This is a genomic window from Actinopolymorpha singaporensis (assembly GCF_900104745.1).
GTDB classification, from domain to species: Bacteria; Actinomycetota; Actinomycetes; order Propionibacteriales; family Actinopolymorphaceae; genus Actinopolymorpha; species Actinopolymorpha singaporensis.
The window spans coordinates 5,865,584-5,881,710 of sequence record NZ_LT629732.1 but is presented as its reverse complement, the minus strand read 5'-3'; the positions used below and the strand labels follow the sequence as shown (position 1 = coordinate 5,881,710).

The 16,127-nt window shown below is 73.8% G+C and carries 15 protein-coding genes and 1 riboswitch; of the genes, 14 read left to right on the top strand and 1 reads right to left on the bottom strand.

What is annotated here, in order from left to right; all coding sequences use genetic code 11:
* Window positions 1-76: 76 nt before the first annotated feature.
* From BLU27_RS26295 to BLU27_RS26255, 9 genes are all read left to right on the top strand, one after another.
* Window positions 77-868 (top strand): electron transfer flavoprotein subunit beta/FixA family protein, encoded by a 792-nt coding sequence (locus tag BLU27_RS26295; protein WP_092658329.1) that lies wholly within the window; start codon window positions 77-79, stop codon window positions 866-868.
* Between the two features lie 92 nt (window positions 869-960).
* Window positions 961-1,923 carry an electron transfer flavoprotein subunit alpha/FixB family protein gene (locus BLU27_RS26290; protein ID WP_092656264.1) on the top strand — a complete coding sequence of 321 codons (963 nt, stop codon included), beginning with the start codon at window positions 961-963 and terminating at the stop codon, window positions 1,921-1,923.
* Window positions 1,924-2,028: 105 nt separating this feature from the next.
* Window positions 2,029-2,126: riboswitch (TPP riboswitch) on the top strand.
* Window positions 2,119-2,928 (top strand): hydroxyethylthiazole kinase, encoded by an 810-nt coding sequence (gene thiM / locus BLU27_RS26285; RefSeq protein ID WP_092656263.1) that lies wholly within the window; start codon window positions 2,119-2,121, stop codon window positions 2,926-2,928. It overlaps the preceding riboswitch by 8 nt.
* A gap of 2 nt (window positions 2,929-2,930) precedes the next feature.
* Window positions 2,931-3,590: a thiamine phosphate synthase gene (thiE, locus tag BLU27_RS26280; RefSeq protein WP_092656262.1), complete on the top strand. Its 660-nt coding sequence runs from the start codon at window positions 2,931-2,933 to the stop codon at window positions 3,588-3,590.
* Complete coding sequence (gene thiD, locus BLU27_RS26275; protein WP_092656261.1) at window positions 3,587-4,417, top strand: bifunctional hydroxymethylpyrimidine kinase/phosphomethylpyrimidine kinase; 831 nt, start codon at window positions 3,587-3,589, stop codon at window positions 4,415-4,417. The genes thiE and thiD overlap by 4 nt, the downstream gene beginning before the upstream one ends.
* Window positions 4,414-5,079, top strand: a complete 666-nt coding sequence (locus BLU27_RS26270; protein ID WP_092658327.1) for a TenA family protein — start codon at window positions 4,414-4,416, stop codon at window positions 5,077-5,079. The genes thiD and BLU27_RS26270 overlap by 4 nt, the downstream gene beginning before the upstream one ends.
* Window positions 5,080-5,150: 71 nt before the next feature.
* Window positions 5,151-6,368 carry a cysteine desulfurase family protein gene (locus BLU27_RS26265; protein ID WP_092656260.1) on the top strand — a complete coding sequence of 406 codons (1,218 nt, stop codon included), beginning with the start codon at window positions 5,151-5,153 and terminating at the stop codon, window positions 6,366-6,368.
* Window positions 6,368-7,453, top strand: coding sequence for a tRNA 2-thiouridine(34) synthase MnmA (gene mnmA / locus BLU27_RS26260; RefSeq protein ID WP_092656259.1), 1,086 nt, complete (start codon window positions 6,368-6,370; stop codon window positions 7,451-7,453). Before BLU27_RS26265 ends, mnmA begins: the two co-directional genes overlap by 1 nt.
* 34 nt (window positions 7,454-7,487) lie before the next feature.
* Window positions 7,488-8,576: a methionine synthase gene (locus BLU27_RS26255; RefSeq protein ID WP_241827649.1), complete on the top strand. Its 1,089-nt coding sequence runs from the start codon at window positions 7,488-7,490 to the stop codon at window positions 8,574-8,576.
* Here the strand turns inward: BLU27_RS26255 and BLU27_RS26250 are convergent.
* Entirely contained in the window at window positions 8,573-9,787 is a 1,215-nt protein-coding gene (locus BLU27_RS26250) for a M20/M25/M40 family metallo-hydrolase (protein WP_092656257.1), read from the bottom strand. The genes BLU27_RS26255 and BLU27_RS26250 overlap by 4 nt on opposite strands.
* 290 nt (window positions 9,788-10,077) lie before the next feature.
* Here BLU27_RS26250 and BLU27_RS26245 point away from each other — a divergent pair, with 290 nt between their 5' ends.
* From BLU27_RS26245 to BLU27_RS26225, 5 genes are all read left to right on the top strand, one after another.
* Window positions 10,078-10,968 (top strand): GNAT family N-acetyltransferase, encoded by an 891-nt coding sequence (locus tag BLU27_RS26245; protein ID WP_157728810.1) that lies wholly within the window; start codon window positions 10,078-10,080, stop codon window positions 10,966-10,968.
* Complete coding sequence (locus tag BLU27_RS26240) at window positions 10,965-11,660, top strand: MurR/RpiR family transcriptional regulator (protein WP_092656255.1); 696 nt, start codon at window positions 10,965-10,967, stop codon at window positions 11,658-11,660. The genes BLU27_RS26245 and BLU27_RS26240 overlap by 4 nt, the downstream gene beginning before the upstream one ends.
* 6 nt (window positions 11,661-11,666) lie before the next feature.
* Complete coding sequence (gene menC / locus BLU27_RS26235; protein ID WP_092656254.1) at window positions 11,667-12,788, top strand: o-succinylbenzoate synthase; 1,122 nt, start codon at window positions 11,667-11,669, stop codon at window positions 12,786-12,788.
* An 80-nt stretch (window positions 12,789-12,868) separates the two neighbouring features.
* A complete protein-coding gene (locus BLU27_RS26230; protein WP_092656253.1) occupies window positions 12,869-14,389 on the top strand; it encodes a Na+/H+ antiporter NhaC family protein in 1,521 nt (506 codons plus the stop codon).
* Window positions 14,390-14,542: 153 nt separating this feature from the next.
* Window positions 14,543-16,120, top strand: a complete 1,578-nt coding sequence (locus tag BLU27_RS26225; protein ID WP_092656252.1) for an N-acyl-D-amino-acid deacylase family protein — start codon at window positions 14,543-14,545, stop codon at window positions 16,118-16,120.
* Window positions 16,121-16,127 lie beyond the last annotated feature (7 nt).

Genomic DNA, 16,127 nt, shown 5'->3' with positions numbered 1-16,127 from the left:
CCCAGTGGGGCCGTCGAGGACGCCGGGTCGGACCGACACGGCCGCCAAGGACGCGAGTGAGGAGCCGGACGCGAGCATGAACATCGTGGTGTGTGTGAAGTACGTCCCGGACGCGACCGCGGAACGCGGCTTCGACCCCGGCGACCGCACCGTCGACCGGTCCGGTGTGCCCGGCCTGTTGTCGGAGCTGGACGAGTACGCGGTCGAGGCCGCCCTCAAGCTCGCCGAGGCCGGCGACGCCGAGGTGACCGTCCTCACCGTCGGTCCCGCCGACGCCGCCGACGCGCTGAAGAAGAGCCTGCAGATGGGCGCGGGCAAGGCGGTGCACGTACTCGACGACGCCATCCACGGCTCGGACTCGGTGGGCACGTCGCTGGTGCTGGCCGAGGCGATCCGCAAGCTGGGCACCGACCAGCCGGTCGACCTCGTGCTGTGCGGGATGGCCTCCACCGACGGCAGCATGTCGGTGGTCCCGGCGATGCTGGCCGAGCGTCTCGACCTGCCACAGCTCACCTTCGCCAGCGAGCTCGAGGTCGGCGACGGCACCGTGCGGATCCGTCGCGACGGCGAGGCCGCCACCGAGACCGTCGAGGCCGCACTGCCGGCCGTGGTCTCGGTCACCGACCAGGCCAACGAGCCCCGCTACCCGTCGTTCAAGGGAATCATGGCGGCGAAGAAGAAGCCGGTGCAGACCTGGAGCCTCGCCGACCTCGGCGTCGACGCCGGTTCGGTCGGCCTGGCCGCGGCGTGGACCGCGGTCGACTCGTTCGAGGCGCGCCCGCCCCGGCAGAAGGGCACGGTCGTCACCGACGAGGGCGACGGCGGGCAGAGGCTCGTCGCGTTCCTGGCCGAGCAGCGGTTCGTCTGACGTCCGCACCCAGCCGCGAGCTGCCAAGACCTTCGACCACCGATCCGGGTACGGGCGACCGACCGCGGGCGACTGCAAGGAAGCGTGCCGAAATGAGCGAGATCCTGGTTCTCGTCGACCACGTCGACGGAGTCGTACGCAAGACCACCACCGAGCTGCTGACCATCGCGCGGCGCCTCGGCGAACCCTCGGCGGTGTTCGTCGGTGCCGGGTACGAGCAGGCCAGGGACGCCCTGGCGACCTACGGCGCCCAGAAGGTCTACCTGCTGGAGCAGCCGGAGCTGACCGAGCACCTCGTCGCACCGAAGGCCGAGGCGCTTGCCCAGCTCGCCGACCGGAGCACACCGGCCGCGATCATGCTGACCTCGGGAGCCGAGAGCAAGGAGATCGCCGGCCGGCTGGCGATCAAGCTCGGCTCCGGAGTCCTCACCGACGTGGTGGACGTCGAACCCGGCGACGGCACGGTCGTTGCCACCCAGGCGGTGTTCGCCGGCAACTACACCGTCCGGTCCAGGGTCACCCACGGCACACCGATCCTCACCGTGAAGCCCAACTCCGCGACGCCGGAGCCCGCACCCGCGCAACCGGTGGAGGAGAAGGCCGACGTCACGGTGTCGGACCGGGCACGGGCCGCGCGCGTGGTGGAACGTTCGCCGCGCACCCAGACCGGACGTCCCGAGCTGACCGAGGCGGCGATCGTGGTCTCCGGCGGCCGCGGCGTCGGCTCCGCGGACAACTTCGCCGTGGTCGAGGGGCTCGCGGACGCGCTCGGCGGCGCGGTCGGCGCGTCCCGCGCGGCGGTGGACGCCGGCTGGTACCCCCACGCGTACCAGGTCGGCCAGACGGGCAAGACCGTCTCACCGCAGCTGTATCTCGCCGCCGGCATCTCCGGCGCGATCCAGCACCGGGCAGGCATGCAGACCTCGAGGACGATCGCGGTGGTCAACAAGGACCCGGAGGCGCCGATCTTCGAGATGGCCGACTTCGGCGTCGTCGGCGACCTGCACGCGGTGCTGCCGCAGGCGACCGAGGAGATCAACCGCCGCAAGGGCTGAACGACGTGGTTCCACGGTCCCGGCCTCATGGCGAACGCCGGTCCACGCGGGCTGACCGCGCGGGCCGGCGTTCGCCATTGTGCGCGTTCAGCCGGTACGGTCGGACGCAGTGACGCGGGGTGTCCCGGACGCCGGGACTGAGATCACACCCGTCGAACCTGATCCAGATCATGCTGGCGAAGGGACTGTCGCACGATGGTCACGACCACGTCCGTCACCGCGGACGCCGTAGCGCGGGTACGCGAGGACCTCCGCGATCAAGCGCCGCTGGTGCACTGCCTCACCAATCTCGTCGTCGCCAACTTCACCGCCAACGCCCTGCTCGCCGCGGGCGCGTCCCCGGCGATGACCGACACCCCCGAGGACGCGCACGTCCTCGCTGCCGGTGCCGGTGCCGTACTGGTCAACCTCGGTACGGTCACCCACGCCTCGGCCGAGGGCATGCGGGCGTCGGTGACGTCGGCGGCCCGGGCGGGGCGTCCGTGGGTGCTCGACCCCGTGGCCGCCGGTCCGCTGCCCTGGCGTACCGCCCTGGCCGGCGACCTGCTGGCGCTCGCGCCGCCGGCGGTCGTACGCGGGAACGCCTCGGAGGTGCTCGCCCTGACCGGCGGCACCGGCGGCCGCGGCGTGGAGTCCACCGCCGACCCGGAGCAGGCCTGGCCGGCCGCGAGGTCGCTCGCCGGGACGTACGCCCTGTCAGTGGCGGTGAGCGGACCGGTCGACCTGATCACCGACGGCGAACGCACCGTACGCGTCGCCAACGGCCATCCGCTGATGACCCGGGTCACCGGGGTCGGCTGCGTGCTCGGCGCGCTCACCGCCGGCTGTCTCGCGGTGACCGGGGACGCCCTGCTGGCCGCGACGGCGGCCACCGTCCTGCTCACCCTCGCCGGGGAGGCGGCGGCCGCGCGGGCACCGCGGCCGGGGTCGTTCGCGACCGCCCTGCTGGACCAGCTGGACGCCACCGACGCCGACCGCATCCGCGCCGGCGCAAGGCTGGCTTGACGATGGGGCCGAACAACCCGGATCGCTCGCTCGACCTCTCGCTCTACCTCGTCACCGACACCGCACTGTGCGGGCCGCGCGGGGTGGCCGCGACGGTGAGAGAAGCGGTGGCCGGCGGCGTGAGCGCGGTACAGCTTCGCGACCCGGGCGCCACGACCCGGGACCTGCTCCGAACGGGTGCGCAGGTCCGCGAGGTGCTCGCGGGCACCGGCGTACCCCTGTTCGTCAACGACCGTGCCGACGTCGCGCACGCGCTCGGCGCCGACGGCGTGCACCTCGGTCAGTCCGACCTGCCGCCCGAGCACGCGCGCGACCTGCTCGGGCCGCGCGTGTGGATCGGCCTGTCCGCGCACACCTCCGGCCAGCTCGACCGGGCGCTGGCCCTGCCGCGGGGGACCGTGAACTACCTCGGAGTGGGGCCGGTCTTCCCCCAGGCGACCAAGCCGGACGCGGCGTCCCCGCTCGGCCTGGCCTTCCTCGCCGAACTCGTCGCCACCGCCGCCGCGGGTGGCCTGCCCAGCGTCGCGATCGGCGGTATCGGCCCGGACAACGCCGCCGCCGTACGCGCCACCGGTGTGGCCGGGATCGCGGTGGTCAGCGCCGTCTGCGGCCGGCCCGACCCCGCGGCCGCCGCCCGAGTCCTGCGTACGGAGGTTCGATGACCAGTCACCTTCCCACGCGTGTGCCCGTCGCGCTCACCATCGCCACCAGCGACCCGTCCGGTGGGGCGGGCATCCAGGCCGACCTGAAGGCGTTCTCGGCCCTCGGTGCCTACGGCACCGCGGTCCTGGTGGCACTGACCGCCCAGAACACCCGTGGCGTCACCGGCATCCACGTCGTCCCGCCGGCGTTCATCGCCGAGCAGGTGGACACCCTCGTCGCCGACGTACGCGTGGACGCGGTGAAGATCGGCATGCTCGCCGACGCCACCGTCGTGCACACGGTCGCCGAGGCGCTGCGCCGGCACCGGCTTCCGTCGGTGGTGCTCGACCCGGTGATGGTCGCCTCCAGCGGGGACCGGCTGCTCACCGAGGACGCGGTCGCGCTGGTACGCACCGAGCTGCTCCCGCTGGCCGGCCTGGTGACCCCGAACCTCCCCGAGGCCGCCGCCCTGCTGGACACCTCACCGGCGCGGACGCCCGCCGAGGTCGAACGCCAGGCCGCCGACCTGCTCGCGCTCGGCGTACCCCGGGTCCTGCTGAAGGGCGGGCACGGCGACGACCCGGACGAGTCCGCCGACCTCTACGTCGACGCCGACGGCGCCGAGTGGCTGCGGGCACCCCGGATCCGCACCCGGCACACGCACGGCACCGGCTGCACGCTGTCCTCGGCGATCACCGCGCTGCGGCCCCAGCGGCCGGACTGGCGTACCGCCGTCGGCGACGCCAAGGACTACCTCACCGGAGCGCTGACCGCGGCCGACTCCCTCGACGTCGGCGGGGGACACGGGCCCGTGCACCACTTCCACGCCTGGTGGGGATCGCGATGACCGGATCGACGGGGTTCTGTGCGGATGCCTGGACGGCCACCGCGACCACTCGGGCCGCGATCGACGAACTGCCGTTCGTCGTACGCCTCGGCGACGGCAGCCTGGACCGCGCGCGGTTCGCGTACTACCTCGCCCAGGACACCTTCTACCTCGACGACTACGCCCGGGCGCTCGCGGCCGCGGCGGTGAAGGCGCCGAACGGCGCGGACCTCGCGTTCTTCGCGAAGTCCGCGCACACCGCGATCAAGGTCGAACAGGACCTGCACCGCACCCACGTCCCGGACCTCGACCGGTACCAGCGGTCGCCGACCTGCGTCGGCTACACGTCGTACCTCCTCGGTGTCGCGCACACCCGCGGCTACGCCGAGCTGGTCGCCGCGCTGCTGCCGTGCTTCTGGATCTACCAGGACGTGGGTACGCGGCTGCTGGCGGCGGCCGGCGACCTCACCGGCCACCCGTACGGCGACTGGATCGGCACCTACGCGGACGAGGAGTTCGCCCGGTCCACCGCCCAGGTCTGCCGGATCGCCGACCGGATGGCCGACCTGGCCGACCCGGCCACGCTGGAACGCATGCACGAGGCGTTCGCCCGGGCGACGGCGTGGGAGTGGATGTTCTGGGACGCCGCGTGGCGGCTGGAAGGCTGGCCGGCCCGGACCTGACGGGTTTGGCGGCGCCGAGCGGACCGGCGGGTGGAGCGGCTGTCGGTGGCGGTCATTACGCTGGAGCCGCGATGACGGCACCACACATCTACCTCGATCACGCCGCGACGACCCCGATGCTCCCGGAGGCCGTGGCGGCGATGACCGCCCAGCTCGCCCGGCTGGGCAACGCGTCGTCCCTGCACGCCTCCGGCCGGGCCGCCCGGCGGCTGGTGGAGGAGTCCCGGGAGTCGGTGGCCGAGGCACTCGGTGCCCGGCCGTCGGAGATCGTCTTCACCGCCGGCGGCACCGAGGCGGACAACCTCGCCGTCAAGGGCCTGTTCTGGGCGCGGCGGGCCGCCGACCCACGCCGTCGGAGGGTGCTGGCCAGCGCGGTCGAGCACCACGCTGTGCTCGACTCGGTGCGCTGGCTGGGGTCGTTCGCCGGTGCCGAGGTCGAGTGCCTGCCGGTCGACGAGCACGGCCGGGTCGACGTGGCGGCCCTGCGTACGAGCATCGAGGCCGATCCCGGGTCGGTGGCGCTGGTCACGGTGATGTGGGCCAACAACGAGGTGGGCACCGTCCAGCCGATCGCCGAGGTCGCCGAGCTGGCGAGGCACCACGGCATCCCCGTGCACTCCGACGCCGTGCAGGCGGTCGGTCAGCTCCCGGTCGACTTCGCGGCCTCCGGTCTGGACGCGATGACGGTGACCGGGCACAAGCTGGGCGGCCCGGTCGGTGTGGGCGCACTGGTCGTGCGGCGCCAGGTCGAGCTGGTGCCGTTGCTGCACGGCGGGGGACAGGAACGCGACGTCCGCTCGGGCACCCTCGACGTGGCCGCGATCGCGGCGTTCGCCGTCGCCGTCGAGGCCGCCGCGACCGGCCGTGAACGGCTCGCCGACCGGCTGGCCGGGCTGCGGGCCGAGCTCGTCGCACAGGTACGCGCCGCGGTGCCCGACGCCGAGCTCAACGGCGACCCCGGCATCGCTCACCCCGACCCCGGTGGCCGGCTTTCGGGCAACGCGCACTTCTCCTTCCCCGGCTGCGAGGGCGACTCGCTGTTGCTGCTGCTCGACGCGCGCGGCATCGAGTGCTCCACCGGCTCGGCGTGCTCGGCAGGGGTGGCCGAGCCGAGCCACGTACTGCTGGCGATGGGCCGCGACGAGGAACGCGCCCGCGGGTCGCTGCGGTTCAGCCTGGGCCACACCTCCACCCGCGCCGACGTCGACGCGCTCGGCGCGGCGATCGGTCCGGTGGTGGAGCGCGCCCGCAGTGCGGGTCTGGTCAACGTGAGCGGAGGCAGGAACTGATGCGGGTGCTGGCGGCGATGTCCGGCGGGGTCGACTCCGCGGTGGCGGCCGCGCGGGCGGTGGACGCCGGCCACGAGGTCACCGGGGTGCACCTCGCGCTGTCGCGCAACCCGTCGTCCTACCGCACCGGCGCACGCGGCTGCTGCACGCTGGAGGACGCCCGCGACGCCCGCCGGGCCGCCGACGTACTCGGCATCCCGTTCTACGTCTGGGACCTCGCCGAGCGGTTCCACGCCGATGTGGTGACCGACTTCGTGCAGGAGTACGCAGCCGGCCGCACCCCCAACCCGTGCCTGCGCTGCAACGAGAAGATCAAGTTCGCCGCGGTGCTCGACCGGGCGCTGGCCCTCGGCTTCGACGCCGTCTGCACCGGCCACTACGCCCAGCTCGTGGACGGCCCCGACGGCCGGGAGCTGCACCGGTCGGTCGACCCCGGCAAGGACCAGTCGTACGTCCTCGGCGTCCTCACCGCCGAGCAGCTGGCCCACGCCTACTTCCCGCTCGGCGGCACGCCGAAGTCGGCGGTGCGGGCCGAGGCCGCCGAGCGTGGGCTCGCGGTCGCCGACAAACCCGACAGCCACGACATCTGCTTCGTCGCCGACGGCGACACCGCGGGCTTCCTGGCCCGTGAGCTGGGCGAGCAGCCCGGGCAGGTGGTCGACGAGGACGGCAGCGTGCTGGCCGAGCACGACGCGGCGTACGCGTTCACCGTCGGGCAGCGGCGCGGCCTGCGCCTCGGTCGGCCGGCCGCCGACGGCAAGCCCCGCTACGTCCTGTCCATCGAACCCGTCAGCCGCACCGTCACCGTCGGCCCCCGCGACCGGCTGACGGTCGCCCACATCCAGGGCAGCCAGCCGCGGTGGTGCGGCCCGGCGCCCACGGGCCCGGTGGAGTGCCGTGCCCAGATCCGTGCGCACGGCGAGACGCTGCCCGCGCGGGCATGGGTCGAGCACGACGTGCTCCGGGTCGAGCTCGCCGAGCCGGCCACCGGCGTCGCGCCCGGGCAGGCAGTGGTGCTGTACACCGGCACCCGGGTGATCGGGTCCGCGACCATCGCCGCCACGGTCCCCGCCGCCGCGCACTGAGTCCGCCGGCCACCGGCGCCCGTAGGCTTTGCCCGTGCCGAATCCCATCGAGATGCCCTGGCGTCCGGGTGCCGCGACCGGCGTCGGTTCGCTGCCGTACGACGACCCGCTGGAGGCCACCCGGGTCGTACTGGGTGAGCTGCCCGACCTGCCGCACCTGCCCGAGCTGCCCGGCCGGGGCCCCGGCGCGGACATGATCGGCCGGGCCTGCGCACTCCTGGTCGAACTCGGCGTCGACCTGCAGCCGGCCGGCTGGCGGCTGGTCGCGGGGGAGGGACTCGACCAGCGCCGCGCCCGGTCGACCCTGGCCCGCGACCTGGACGCGCTGGAGGAGCTGACGCAGGGCTACGCCGGTCCGCTGAAGGTCCAGTTCACCGGGCCGGTGACGCTCGCCGCCGCGGTCGAGCGCCCGCGCGGGGGCCGGGTGGTGGGCGACAGCGGGGCCCGCCGCGACCTCGCGCAGTCCCTGGCGGAGGGCCTGACGGTCCACCTGCGCGACCTGCGCCGCCGGGTGCCGGGTGGGTCGCTCGTGGTCCAGCTCGACGAACCCTCGATGCCCGCCGTCCTGCGCGGATCGGTGCCGACGGCCTCCGGGTTCTCCCGCTACCGCCCGGTCGAGGAGCACGAGGTGACCGACCTGCTGGGCGGCGTCGTCGCCTCGATCGTGGCCGCCGACGCGGTGCCGGTCGTGCACAGCTGCGCGGCCGGAACGCCGTTCCAGTTGCTGGTACGCGCCGGGGCGCGCGGGCTGTCGTTCGACCTGAAGAAGCTCGGTCAGGCCGACGCGGACCCGCTGTCGGAGGCGGTCGAGGCCGGGGTGGCGCTGTTCGCCGGTGCCGTACCCGCGCTGCGGCCCGAGGAGCCGGTCCGGCCCGCGCCGGGCGCGGCGGCCGCGGCCGACGGTGCGGCTGCCGCACCCCGCCCCGCCGGCCCGCCGGGACCCACCGACGCCGACGTGGCCCGGACGGTTCAGGCGTTCTGGCGGCGGCTGGGGTTCGCCGCGGACGAGGTCGCCCGCGGTGTCGTGGTCACGCCCGCGTGCGGGCTGGCCGGTGCCGACCCGGCGTGGGCGCGTACGGCGATGAAGCTGGCCCGGGAGGCGGCCGCACACCTGGCGAGCTAGGACGTCGGGCCGGGACGTCGGGCTGGGACGTCGGGCTGGGACGTCGGGCCGAGCGGGGAGGCCAGCACGGACGCGATCAGCGCCGCGCGTTCGACCAGCGACTCGGCCACGATCTCCTCGTGCACCGCGTGGGCCCCGCGTCCGCGTGGGCCGAACCCGTCCAGCGCGGGCACCCCGGCCGCACCGGCGAAGTTGGTGTCGGCCGCGCCGAGCGCGTGCGACCCCCGGACCTGCTGCCCGACCCTTGCTCCGGCAGCTACCACCGCGGCGAAGAGGTCCTCGTTGCCGGTGCCGGCCCAGGCCGGGCGGCTGGTGAGGATCCGAGCCTGCACTCCGGCGTTCTCGCGGACGGGTTCGAGCCGGGTCAGCTGGTCCAGCACCCGGCGTTCGACCTCGGCGTCCCCGAACCTGAAGCCGAGCTCGGCGCGGGCCTTCCCGGCGGTCACGTTGGTGCGAGTGCCGCCGTGCACGGTCCCGACGTTGTAGAGCACGTGTTCCTCGGCCGCGGCGACGCCCCGCAGCCGGACCAGCTGGTCGACGAGCTCGTCGATCGCGGACACTCCGCGGGTGCGGTCCAGCGCCGCATGCGCCTCCACGCCGGTGACCTCCAGGCGTACCCGCGTACTCCCGTGCCGGCCGGTCTTCAGCCCGCCCTTGGGGTGCGGCGGCTCCAGCCCGAGAGCGGCGGCCGCGCCGGCGAGCTCGCGTTCGACCAGGGCCCGGCCGGTGGGCGTGCCGATCTCCTCGTCCGCGGTGACCACCAACCGCACCGGCTGGGCTAGTGGGACGTCGCAGTCGCGCAGCACCGCGATCGCCGTCTCGAACGCGACCAGGCCGCCCTTCATGTCGAACACACCAGGCCCGCGGATCAGCGTTCCGTCGTCGGCGTAGGGCATCCGCTCGGCGAGCTGACCCACCGGCCACACCGTGTCGTGGTGGCCGAGCACCACGACGTGCGGTTGCTCGGAGACGGAGGAGTCGTGCGCCTCACCGGCGGGCCAGGTGGCCAGCAGATGGTCGCCGGTGTCGCAGGGGACCGCGGCCACGGTGGCGCCGAGTTCGGCGTAGTGGCCACCGAGCACCTCGGCGAGGCGGTTCAGCGCGTCCGCGTCACCGGTCGGTGTCTCGTGGTGGACGTAGGCGGCGAGCCGCTCGCGCATCCGCGGCTCGAGCTCACGGGCCCGGCGCACGAGCCGTTCGAGGGAATCCATGCAGCGCAGGATATGACCCGTATCCTCGTCCGTCCGCCACCGACCCGCACGCGAGGCAGCTCCAGACCGTGGTCGAGACCAGCTCTGGACCACGGATTCCGGGTGCGGCCATTGACCTGGGGGTAGCACCCCTGCTAGACATCTCGCGGTTATCTGTCGCGTATCTTCGTCCCGTGGTGGTCGCCTCGCCAGTGTTGACAGGCGCCCGTAACCACGTCCGACAGGCATACGCATCGTGTGACGTCCGGCTCGGCCGGTCGTCGGTCTTCGCCGGGGGTGCCATGCAGACCATGCGGCCCGCACAGCAGACACAGCCGGCACAGCCCGCGCCCGGCGCCGCCGTCACCGCCCGCCCGCTGCGCACCCAGCGCGAGCGCGAGGAGGCCGTGGGGCTGTATCGCAAGGTGTTCGGCCTCGGCTCCGGTGACCCCGCGATGACCCCGAAACTCCTGGTCGCGCTGCAGCGCAACGGCGGCTCCGCGCTCGGCGCCTTCGACCCGTCCGGACGCCTGGTGGGATTCACCTACGGCTTCGTCGGTACGCAGGACGGCGCGACCTACCACTACTCCCAGGCGGCCGTGGTCGACGCGGCCGCGCAGGGGAAGGGCGTCGGCCGGGTGCTCAAGCGGGCCCAGGCCGCCGAGGCCTCACGGGCGGGCGTTCGGGCGATGCGCTGGGCGTACGACCCCATGCTCGCCCGAAACGCGCACTTCAACCTCGACGTCCTCGGCGCCCGCGGCCGGTGGTTCGTCCGGGACTACTACGGCCTCACCGACGCCGCCGGCCGCAGCGACCGGGTGATCGTGGAGTGGCGTACCGACTCCGAGGTGACCGAGGTGACCGAGGTGACCGGCGCGACCGGCCAGGGCGGCGACCTGCCCGGACCGACGGCGGACCCGGTTGCCCGGGCCGGCCGGGATCCCGGCCCGGAGTGGGGAACGGTCCGCACGCTCCCGGCGGTTCCGGCGGCCGGCCCCTCCGCCGACATCCGGCTGCTGGCGATCCCGGCCCGCTGGGGCGCGCCTGACGGGCCGGACCCGCTCCGCGCCGGCGACGTCCGCGACCAGGTGGCCGACGCGCTGGAGAACGCACTGGACGCGGGGTACGTCCTCACCTCCTGCCGCCGGATCAACCCGGACACCGCGGTGTACCTGCTCGCGCGCGCGGTGGAGGCCCGGTGAGCGCCGAGCCGAAGTCCGCCGAGCCGAGCACTCCTGACCCGAGCGGTCCCGACTCGAGCAGTCCCGACCCGAGCAGTCCCGACCAGCGGTACGGCGCCCGGCTGCGGCGCCGCTCGTCGTCCTCGATCCTGCTCGACCGGTTGCTCGACCACGAGACCGCCAACCTGGCCGAGACCGCCCGTCGGATCCGGGTGGACGGAACGCTGGAGCAGGCCGCCGCCCGGATCGTCGCCGCCCGCCGCAGGTTCGTGATCGGCGGCTCGAAGTCGTCCGCGTACGCCGCGCTGCTGGCCATCGACCTGTCCGCCAGCCTGGCCAACGTCACCCTCGTCGACGGCATCGCCGCCCGCCCGGTGGACGTGCTGTGCGACGTACGTGCCGACGACGTGCTGGTGGCCTTCTCGTTCCGCCGCTACACCCGCCAGACCATCGCGGTGGCCCGGGAGTTCGCCGCCGCAGGAGGCACCGTGGTCGGCATCACCGACGACCCGGACAGTTCGCTGGCCCGGCTGGCGGAGGTCGCGGTGGTGGTGGGCACCCGCAGTGCGTCGTACGTCGACTCGCCGACCGCGGTCGCGGCGGCGACCCACATCCTCGCCACGCTCACGGCGGCCAGCGCCAAGGGAGCACGCCGCCGCCTGCGCAGGCGCGAGGAGGTCACCCGCGACCTCGAACTCTACGAAGGGGCCTGAGCACGCATGCAGATCTCCGCCGCCGAACTCTTCGCGGCCCGGCTGCCGCTGGTGCACGAGTTCGAGACCAGCTCGCACCGCAAGGCCTACCTGGAGCACATCCTGGTCCGGGTGACCGACGCCGGCGGCGCGGTGGGCTGGGGCGAGATCGCCTCGCCGTCCGGGCCGTACTACTGCGCGGAGACCGTGCAGAGCTGCTGGCACGTCGCCGAACACCACCTCCTGCCGGCTGTGGTCGGCGCCGGCTGGTCACACCCGGGCGAGGTGCCCGCGCTGTGGTCGAAGGTACGCGGGAACGAGTTCGCCAAGGCCGGTGTGGACATGGCGTGCTGGGACCTGTGGTCCACCGCGACCGGTGTTCCGCTGGCCGGTGCGCTCGGCGGCACCCGGGACCGCGTGGTGGCCGGCGTGAGCCTCGGCATCGAGCCGACGCCCGCCGACCTGGTCGCTCAGGTGGCCCGCCAGGTCGAGGCGGGCTATCCGCGGGTGAAGCTGAAGATAGCGCCGGGATGGGACGTCGAGCCGGTCCGTGCCGTGCGCGCGGCGTTCCCCGACCTCGACCTGCACGTCGACGCCAACGGCGCCTACACCGAGGACCCGGACCACCTGGCCGCGCTGCGCGGGCTGGACGGGTTCGGCCTGACGATGGTCGAGCAGCCGTTCGCTCCGCGCGACCTGCTGGCGCACGCTCGCCTGCGCCGCGTCCTGCGTACTCCCGTCTGCCTGGACGAGTCGGTCACCGACCTGCACGACCTGCGCACCGCCCTGGCCCTGGAAGCGGTCGCGATCCTCAACATCAAGGTGTCCCGGATGGGCGGGCTGACCGCGGCCGTCGCGGCACACGACCTCGCCCGCGACCACGACGTTCCGGTGTGGTGCGGCGGCATGCACGAGTTCGGAGTGGGACGCGCGGCGAACGTCGCCCTGTCCAGCCTGCCCGGCTTCACCCTGCCCTCCGACGTGTCCGCCTCGGACAAGTACTACGCCCGCGACGTGGTGCGTCCGCCGATCACCGCCGACCACGGCCTGGTCGACGTGCCGTGGAAGCAGGCCGGCAGCGGGCACTCGGTCGACGAGGAGTTCGTACGGGAGATCTCCTCGCGCACGGCTCGCGTCTCCGCCGGTTGACCTCACCCACGAACCGTCACCTGGGCAACGCGGCCCTCAGCACCTACAGGGAAACACCAGCACCACCGAGAAGGAGCGCCATGTCCCAGTCCCGACCTGGCCGAAGCGACGCCGCCACCAAGCCCGGCGGGGAGGCCACCAAACCCGAAGGCGAAGCCACCAAGCCGGGCGGCGAGGCGGGGGAGTCCAACGAGTCCAACGCGTACGCGGTCGGGCTGCCGCCGCTGCGCCGCCGGATCTGCACGGTGATCGCGCTCGCCGGTCTGCTCGCCTCGCTGGTCGTCGGCCAGGTGGTGCAGGCGCCGACGTTGTGGGGTCTGCTCCCGATCCTGCTGTACGCCGCGCTGTGCCTGCTCGGACTGGACATCGTGGTCGCCACCGTCGTCGCCGTACTCTCCGGCCTGCTGATCGCGGCCCGGCCGCCCACCGAGGTGGGCGAACTCCTCGGCACCTCCCTCGGCGACCTGGTGACGATGATCGGGCTGATCATCGTGCTGGGCGCCGGGGTCGGTGAGGTGCTGCGCGTCACCGGTGTGGCCGACACCATCGTCAGCGCGATCATGCGCACGGTCGGCGAACGCAGCCGGCACGCGGTGACGTTCGGCGTGATGTTCGCCTGCCTGGTGCTGGTCGCGAGCCTCGGCACGCTCGCCGGCGCGCTGGCCATCGCGGCGCCGATCCTGATCCCCATCACGGCCAGGATGGGCTTCACCCGCTCGGCCACGGCGTCGATGATGTTCGTCGGCGGGTGCGCGGGTCTCGCCCTGGCGCCGTTCGCCGGCTCCAACGTCGCCATCCTCACAGCGGCGAACGTCGACTACCTCACCTACCTGCGGGTCGGCGCCGGGCCGCTGGCCGTGCTGTCGATCGCGCTGGCCATGCTGATCGTGCCGTGGATGCAGCGGCGTACGGCGGCCGCCGGCAACGACTTCTACACCGCGGAGGAGGCCTCCGACGGCGCGAGCACCGGCCGCAACCCGAAGGCAGGACGGGCCACCGCGGCGTTCCTCCTGCTGCTGGTCGCGAGCGTGGTCTACGCCACGGTGACCAACGCGGGTACGGCGTTCCCGCTGCTGGCGCTGCCGTTGCTCGGCATCGTCACCGGCTTCGCCGGCGGGCTTTCCAGCGTCGAGATCGCGGGCCGGATGTACCGCGGGGGCGCCCGGCTGCTCAGCATCTTCGTGCTGTTCTGGCTGCTGGCCGCGCTGTTCGGGATCATCGACCAGTGGCTGAAGCCGTACGACGTCATCCTGGACACGTTCGGGTCCCAGCTGTCCCACCTCGGCGCGTTCCCGTTCGCGGTGGCGATCGGGCTGCTCGGCTGGGTGGGTGTGCCCGGGGCGACGGCGGCCCAGGTCGTCCTGCTGGACAAGGTTTTCGGTGGGCTGGGCGCGACCCTCGGGGTGTCGGCGAGCGCCTGGGTCATCGTGCTGCTGTGGGCGTCCAAGGGCGACACGTACGGCCCGTTCCCGAACGCCAACATGATCGGCGCCATGGGCCTGGCCCGCTCGCAGAACCTCCGCAACGTCTTGTTGACAGGCTGGCTGGTGATGGTTCCGGCCTGTGTGATGTACGCGGTCCTGCTCGCGGTCATGACCTGACCCGCAAGCCCGCCCTGACGGTCGGCCCGACCCGAACCTGAGCTCGACCCGAACCTGAGCTCGACCCGAACCTGAGCTCGACCCGAACCTGAGCTCGACCCGAACCTGAGCTCGACCCGAACACCCACCCGACCGCGACCCGGAGGTCAGCAGATGTACGACGTGGTGCTCGCCGGCGGAACCGTCCTCGACGGGACGGGTGCGCCCGGCGTCGTTGCCGACGTGGCCGTCGAGGACGGCCGGATCGCCTTCGTGGGCAGGGTGCCCAGGACGCGGGCGAGGCGCCGGCTCGACGTGACGGGTGCGGTGGTCTGCCCCGGGTTCGTGGACCTGCACTCCCACGCGGACTTCACCGTGTTCGGCGCCCCGGGCGCGCTCACCCAGGTCGCCCAGGGCGTCACCACCCTGGTCACCGGAAACTGCGGCTTCTCGCCGTTCCCGGTCGTGTCCGGGCACGAGGACGAGCTGCGCGCGCACGCCGGCTTCCTGGACGCGGACCTGCCGTGGGACTGGTCGGGGGCGGGGGAGTACGCCGCGGCGGTGGAACGCCTTCCGCTCGGCGTCAACCTCGCCTTGCAGGTCGGCCACGGCGCCGTCCGCGTCGGCGCCATGGGCGTGGCAGACCGGGCACCCACGCCCGCCGAGCTGGACCGGATGCGGGCGCTGGTGTCGGCGGCGGTGGACGACGGTGTCGTGGGGTTGTCCAGCGGGCTGATCTACGCTCCCGCGTCGTACGCCAGGGCGGAGGAGATGGCCGCGGTGGCCGAGCCGGTGGCTGCCGCCGGGCGGCTCTACTCCACCCACATCCGCGACGAGGGGGATCGGCTGGACGACGCCGTGGAGGAGGCGCTGGAGGTCGGCCGGCGTACCGGCGTACGCGTGCAGGTCTCGCACCTGAAGGCTGTCGGCCCGGCGAACTGGGGCCGGGTGGGGAGAGTCCTGGAGACCCTCGCGCAGGCCAGGCGCGACGGTGTGGACGCGCACGGCGACCAGTACCCCTACACCGCGTCGAGCACCACGCTCACCGCCCGGCTGCCCGGTTGGGCGATGGACGGCGGGGTGGCGGCACTGCGGGAGCGGCTGGAGCGCGCGGAGGATCGCGACCGGCTGGTCGCCGACCTCACCGCGCGTACGGGAACGACCTTCCTGCCCGAGCGGATCGTACTGTCCGACACCCCGGACGGCCCCTACCGCGCACACCTCGGCAGCGACCTCGCCACCATCGCCCGGGCAGTCGGCCGGACGCCGGCGGAGACGGCCGTGGACCTGCTGCGCCGCCAGCGCGGGGTGGCCTCGATCATCAGCCACGGGATGGCCGAGGACGACGTCCGCACGATCCTCGCCGACCCGGCGGTCGCGGTCGCCAGCGACGGCTGGATCCTCGACTGCACGGGCGCCGGTACGCCGCACCCGCGCAGCTTCGGCACGTTCGCGCGGGTGCTCGGCCACTACGTGCGGGACGGTGTGCTCGACCTGCCCACCGCCGTTGCGAAGATGACCTCGCTGCCGGCCGCCCGGCTGGGCTGGCGCGACCGCGGCGTGGTGCGCCCCGGCGCGGTCGCCGACCTCGCGGTGTTCGACCCCGACGAGGTGGCCGACCCCTCCTCCTACGACGCACCGTGGCAGCTCGCGCGCGGAGTGTCGTACACCCTCGTGGCCGGTACGCCGGTGTGGGAGAACGGCGCCGCGACCGGTGCCGCTGCGGGCCGGGTTGTCGGCGGGCGGCGGTAGCGTTCGG

Coding starts and splice junctions, on each gene's coding strand:
- BLU27_RS26295 (WP_092658329.1), top strand. CDS start 77: ATGAACATCGTGGTGTGTGTGAAGTACGTCCCGGACGCGACCGCGGAA.
- BLU27_RS26290 (WP_092656264.1), top strand. CDS start 961: ATGAGCGAGATCCTGGTTCTCGTCGACCACGTCGACGGAGTCGTACGC.
- thiM (WP_092656263.1), top strand. CDS start 2,119: ATGGTCACGACCACGTCCGTCACCGCGGACGCCGTAGCGCGGGTACGC.
- thiE (WP_092656262.1), top strand. CDS start 2,931: ATGGGGCCGAACAACCCGGATCGCTCGCTCGACCTCTCGCTCTACCTC.
- thiD (WP_092656261.1), top strand. CDS start 3,587: ATGACCAGTCACCTTCCCACGCGTGTGCCCGTCGCGCTCACCATCGCC.
- BLU27_RS26270 (WP_092658327.1), top strand. CDS start 4,414: ATGACCGGATCGACGGGGTTCTGTGCGGATGCCTGGACGGCCACCGCG.
- BLU27_RS26265 (WP_092656260.1), top strand. CDS start 5,151: ATGACGGCACCACACATCTACCTCGATCACGCCGCGACGACCCCGATG.
- mnmA (WP_092656259.1), top strand. CDS start 6,368: ATGCGGGTGCTGGCGGCGATGTCCGGCGGGGTCGACTCCGCGGTGGCG.
- BLU27_RS26250 (WP_092656257.1), bottom strand. CDS start 9,787: ATGGATTCCCTCGAACGGCTCGTGCGCCGGGCCCGTGAGCTCGAGCCG.
- BLU27_RS26245 (WP_157728810.1), top strand. CDS start 10,078: ATGCGGCCCGCACAGCAGACACAGCCGGCACAGCCCGCGCCCGGCGCC.
- menC (WP_092656254.1), top strand. CDS start 11,667: ATGCAGATCTCCGCCGCCGAACTCTTCGCGGCCCGGCTGCCGCTGGTG.
- BLU27_RS26230 (WP_092656253.1), top strand. CDS start 12,869: ATGTCCCAGTCCCGACCTGGCCGAAGCGACGCCGCCACCAAGCCCGGC.
- BLU27_RS26225 (WP_092656252.1), top strand. CDS start 14,543: ATGTACGACGTGGTGCTCGCCGGCGGAACCGTCCTCGACGGGACGGGT.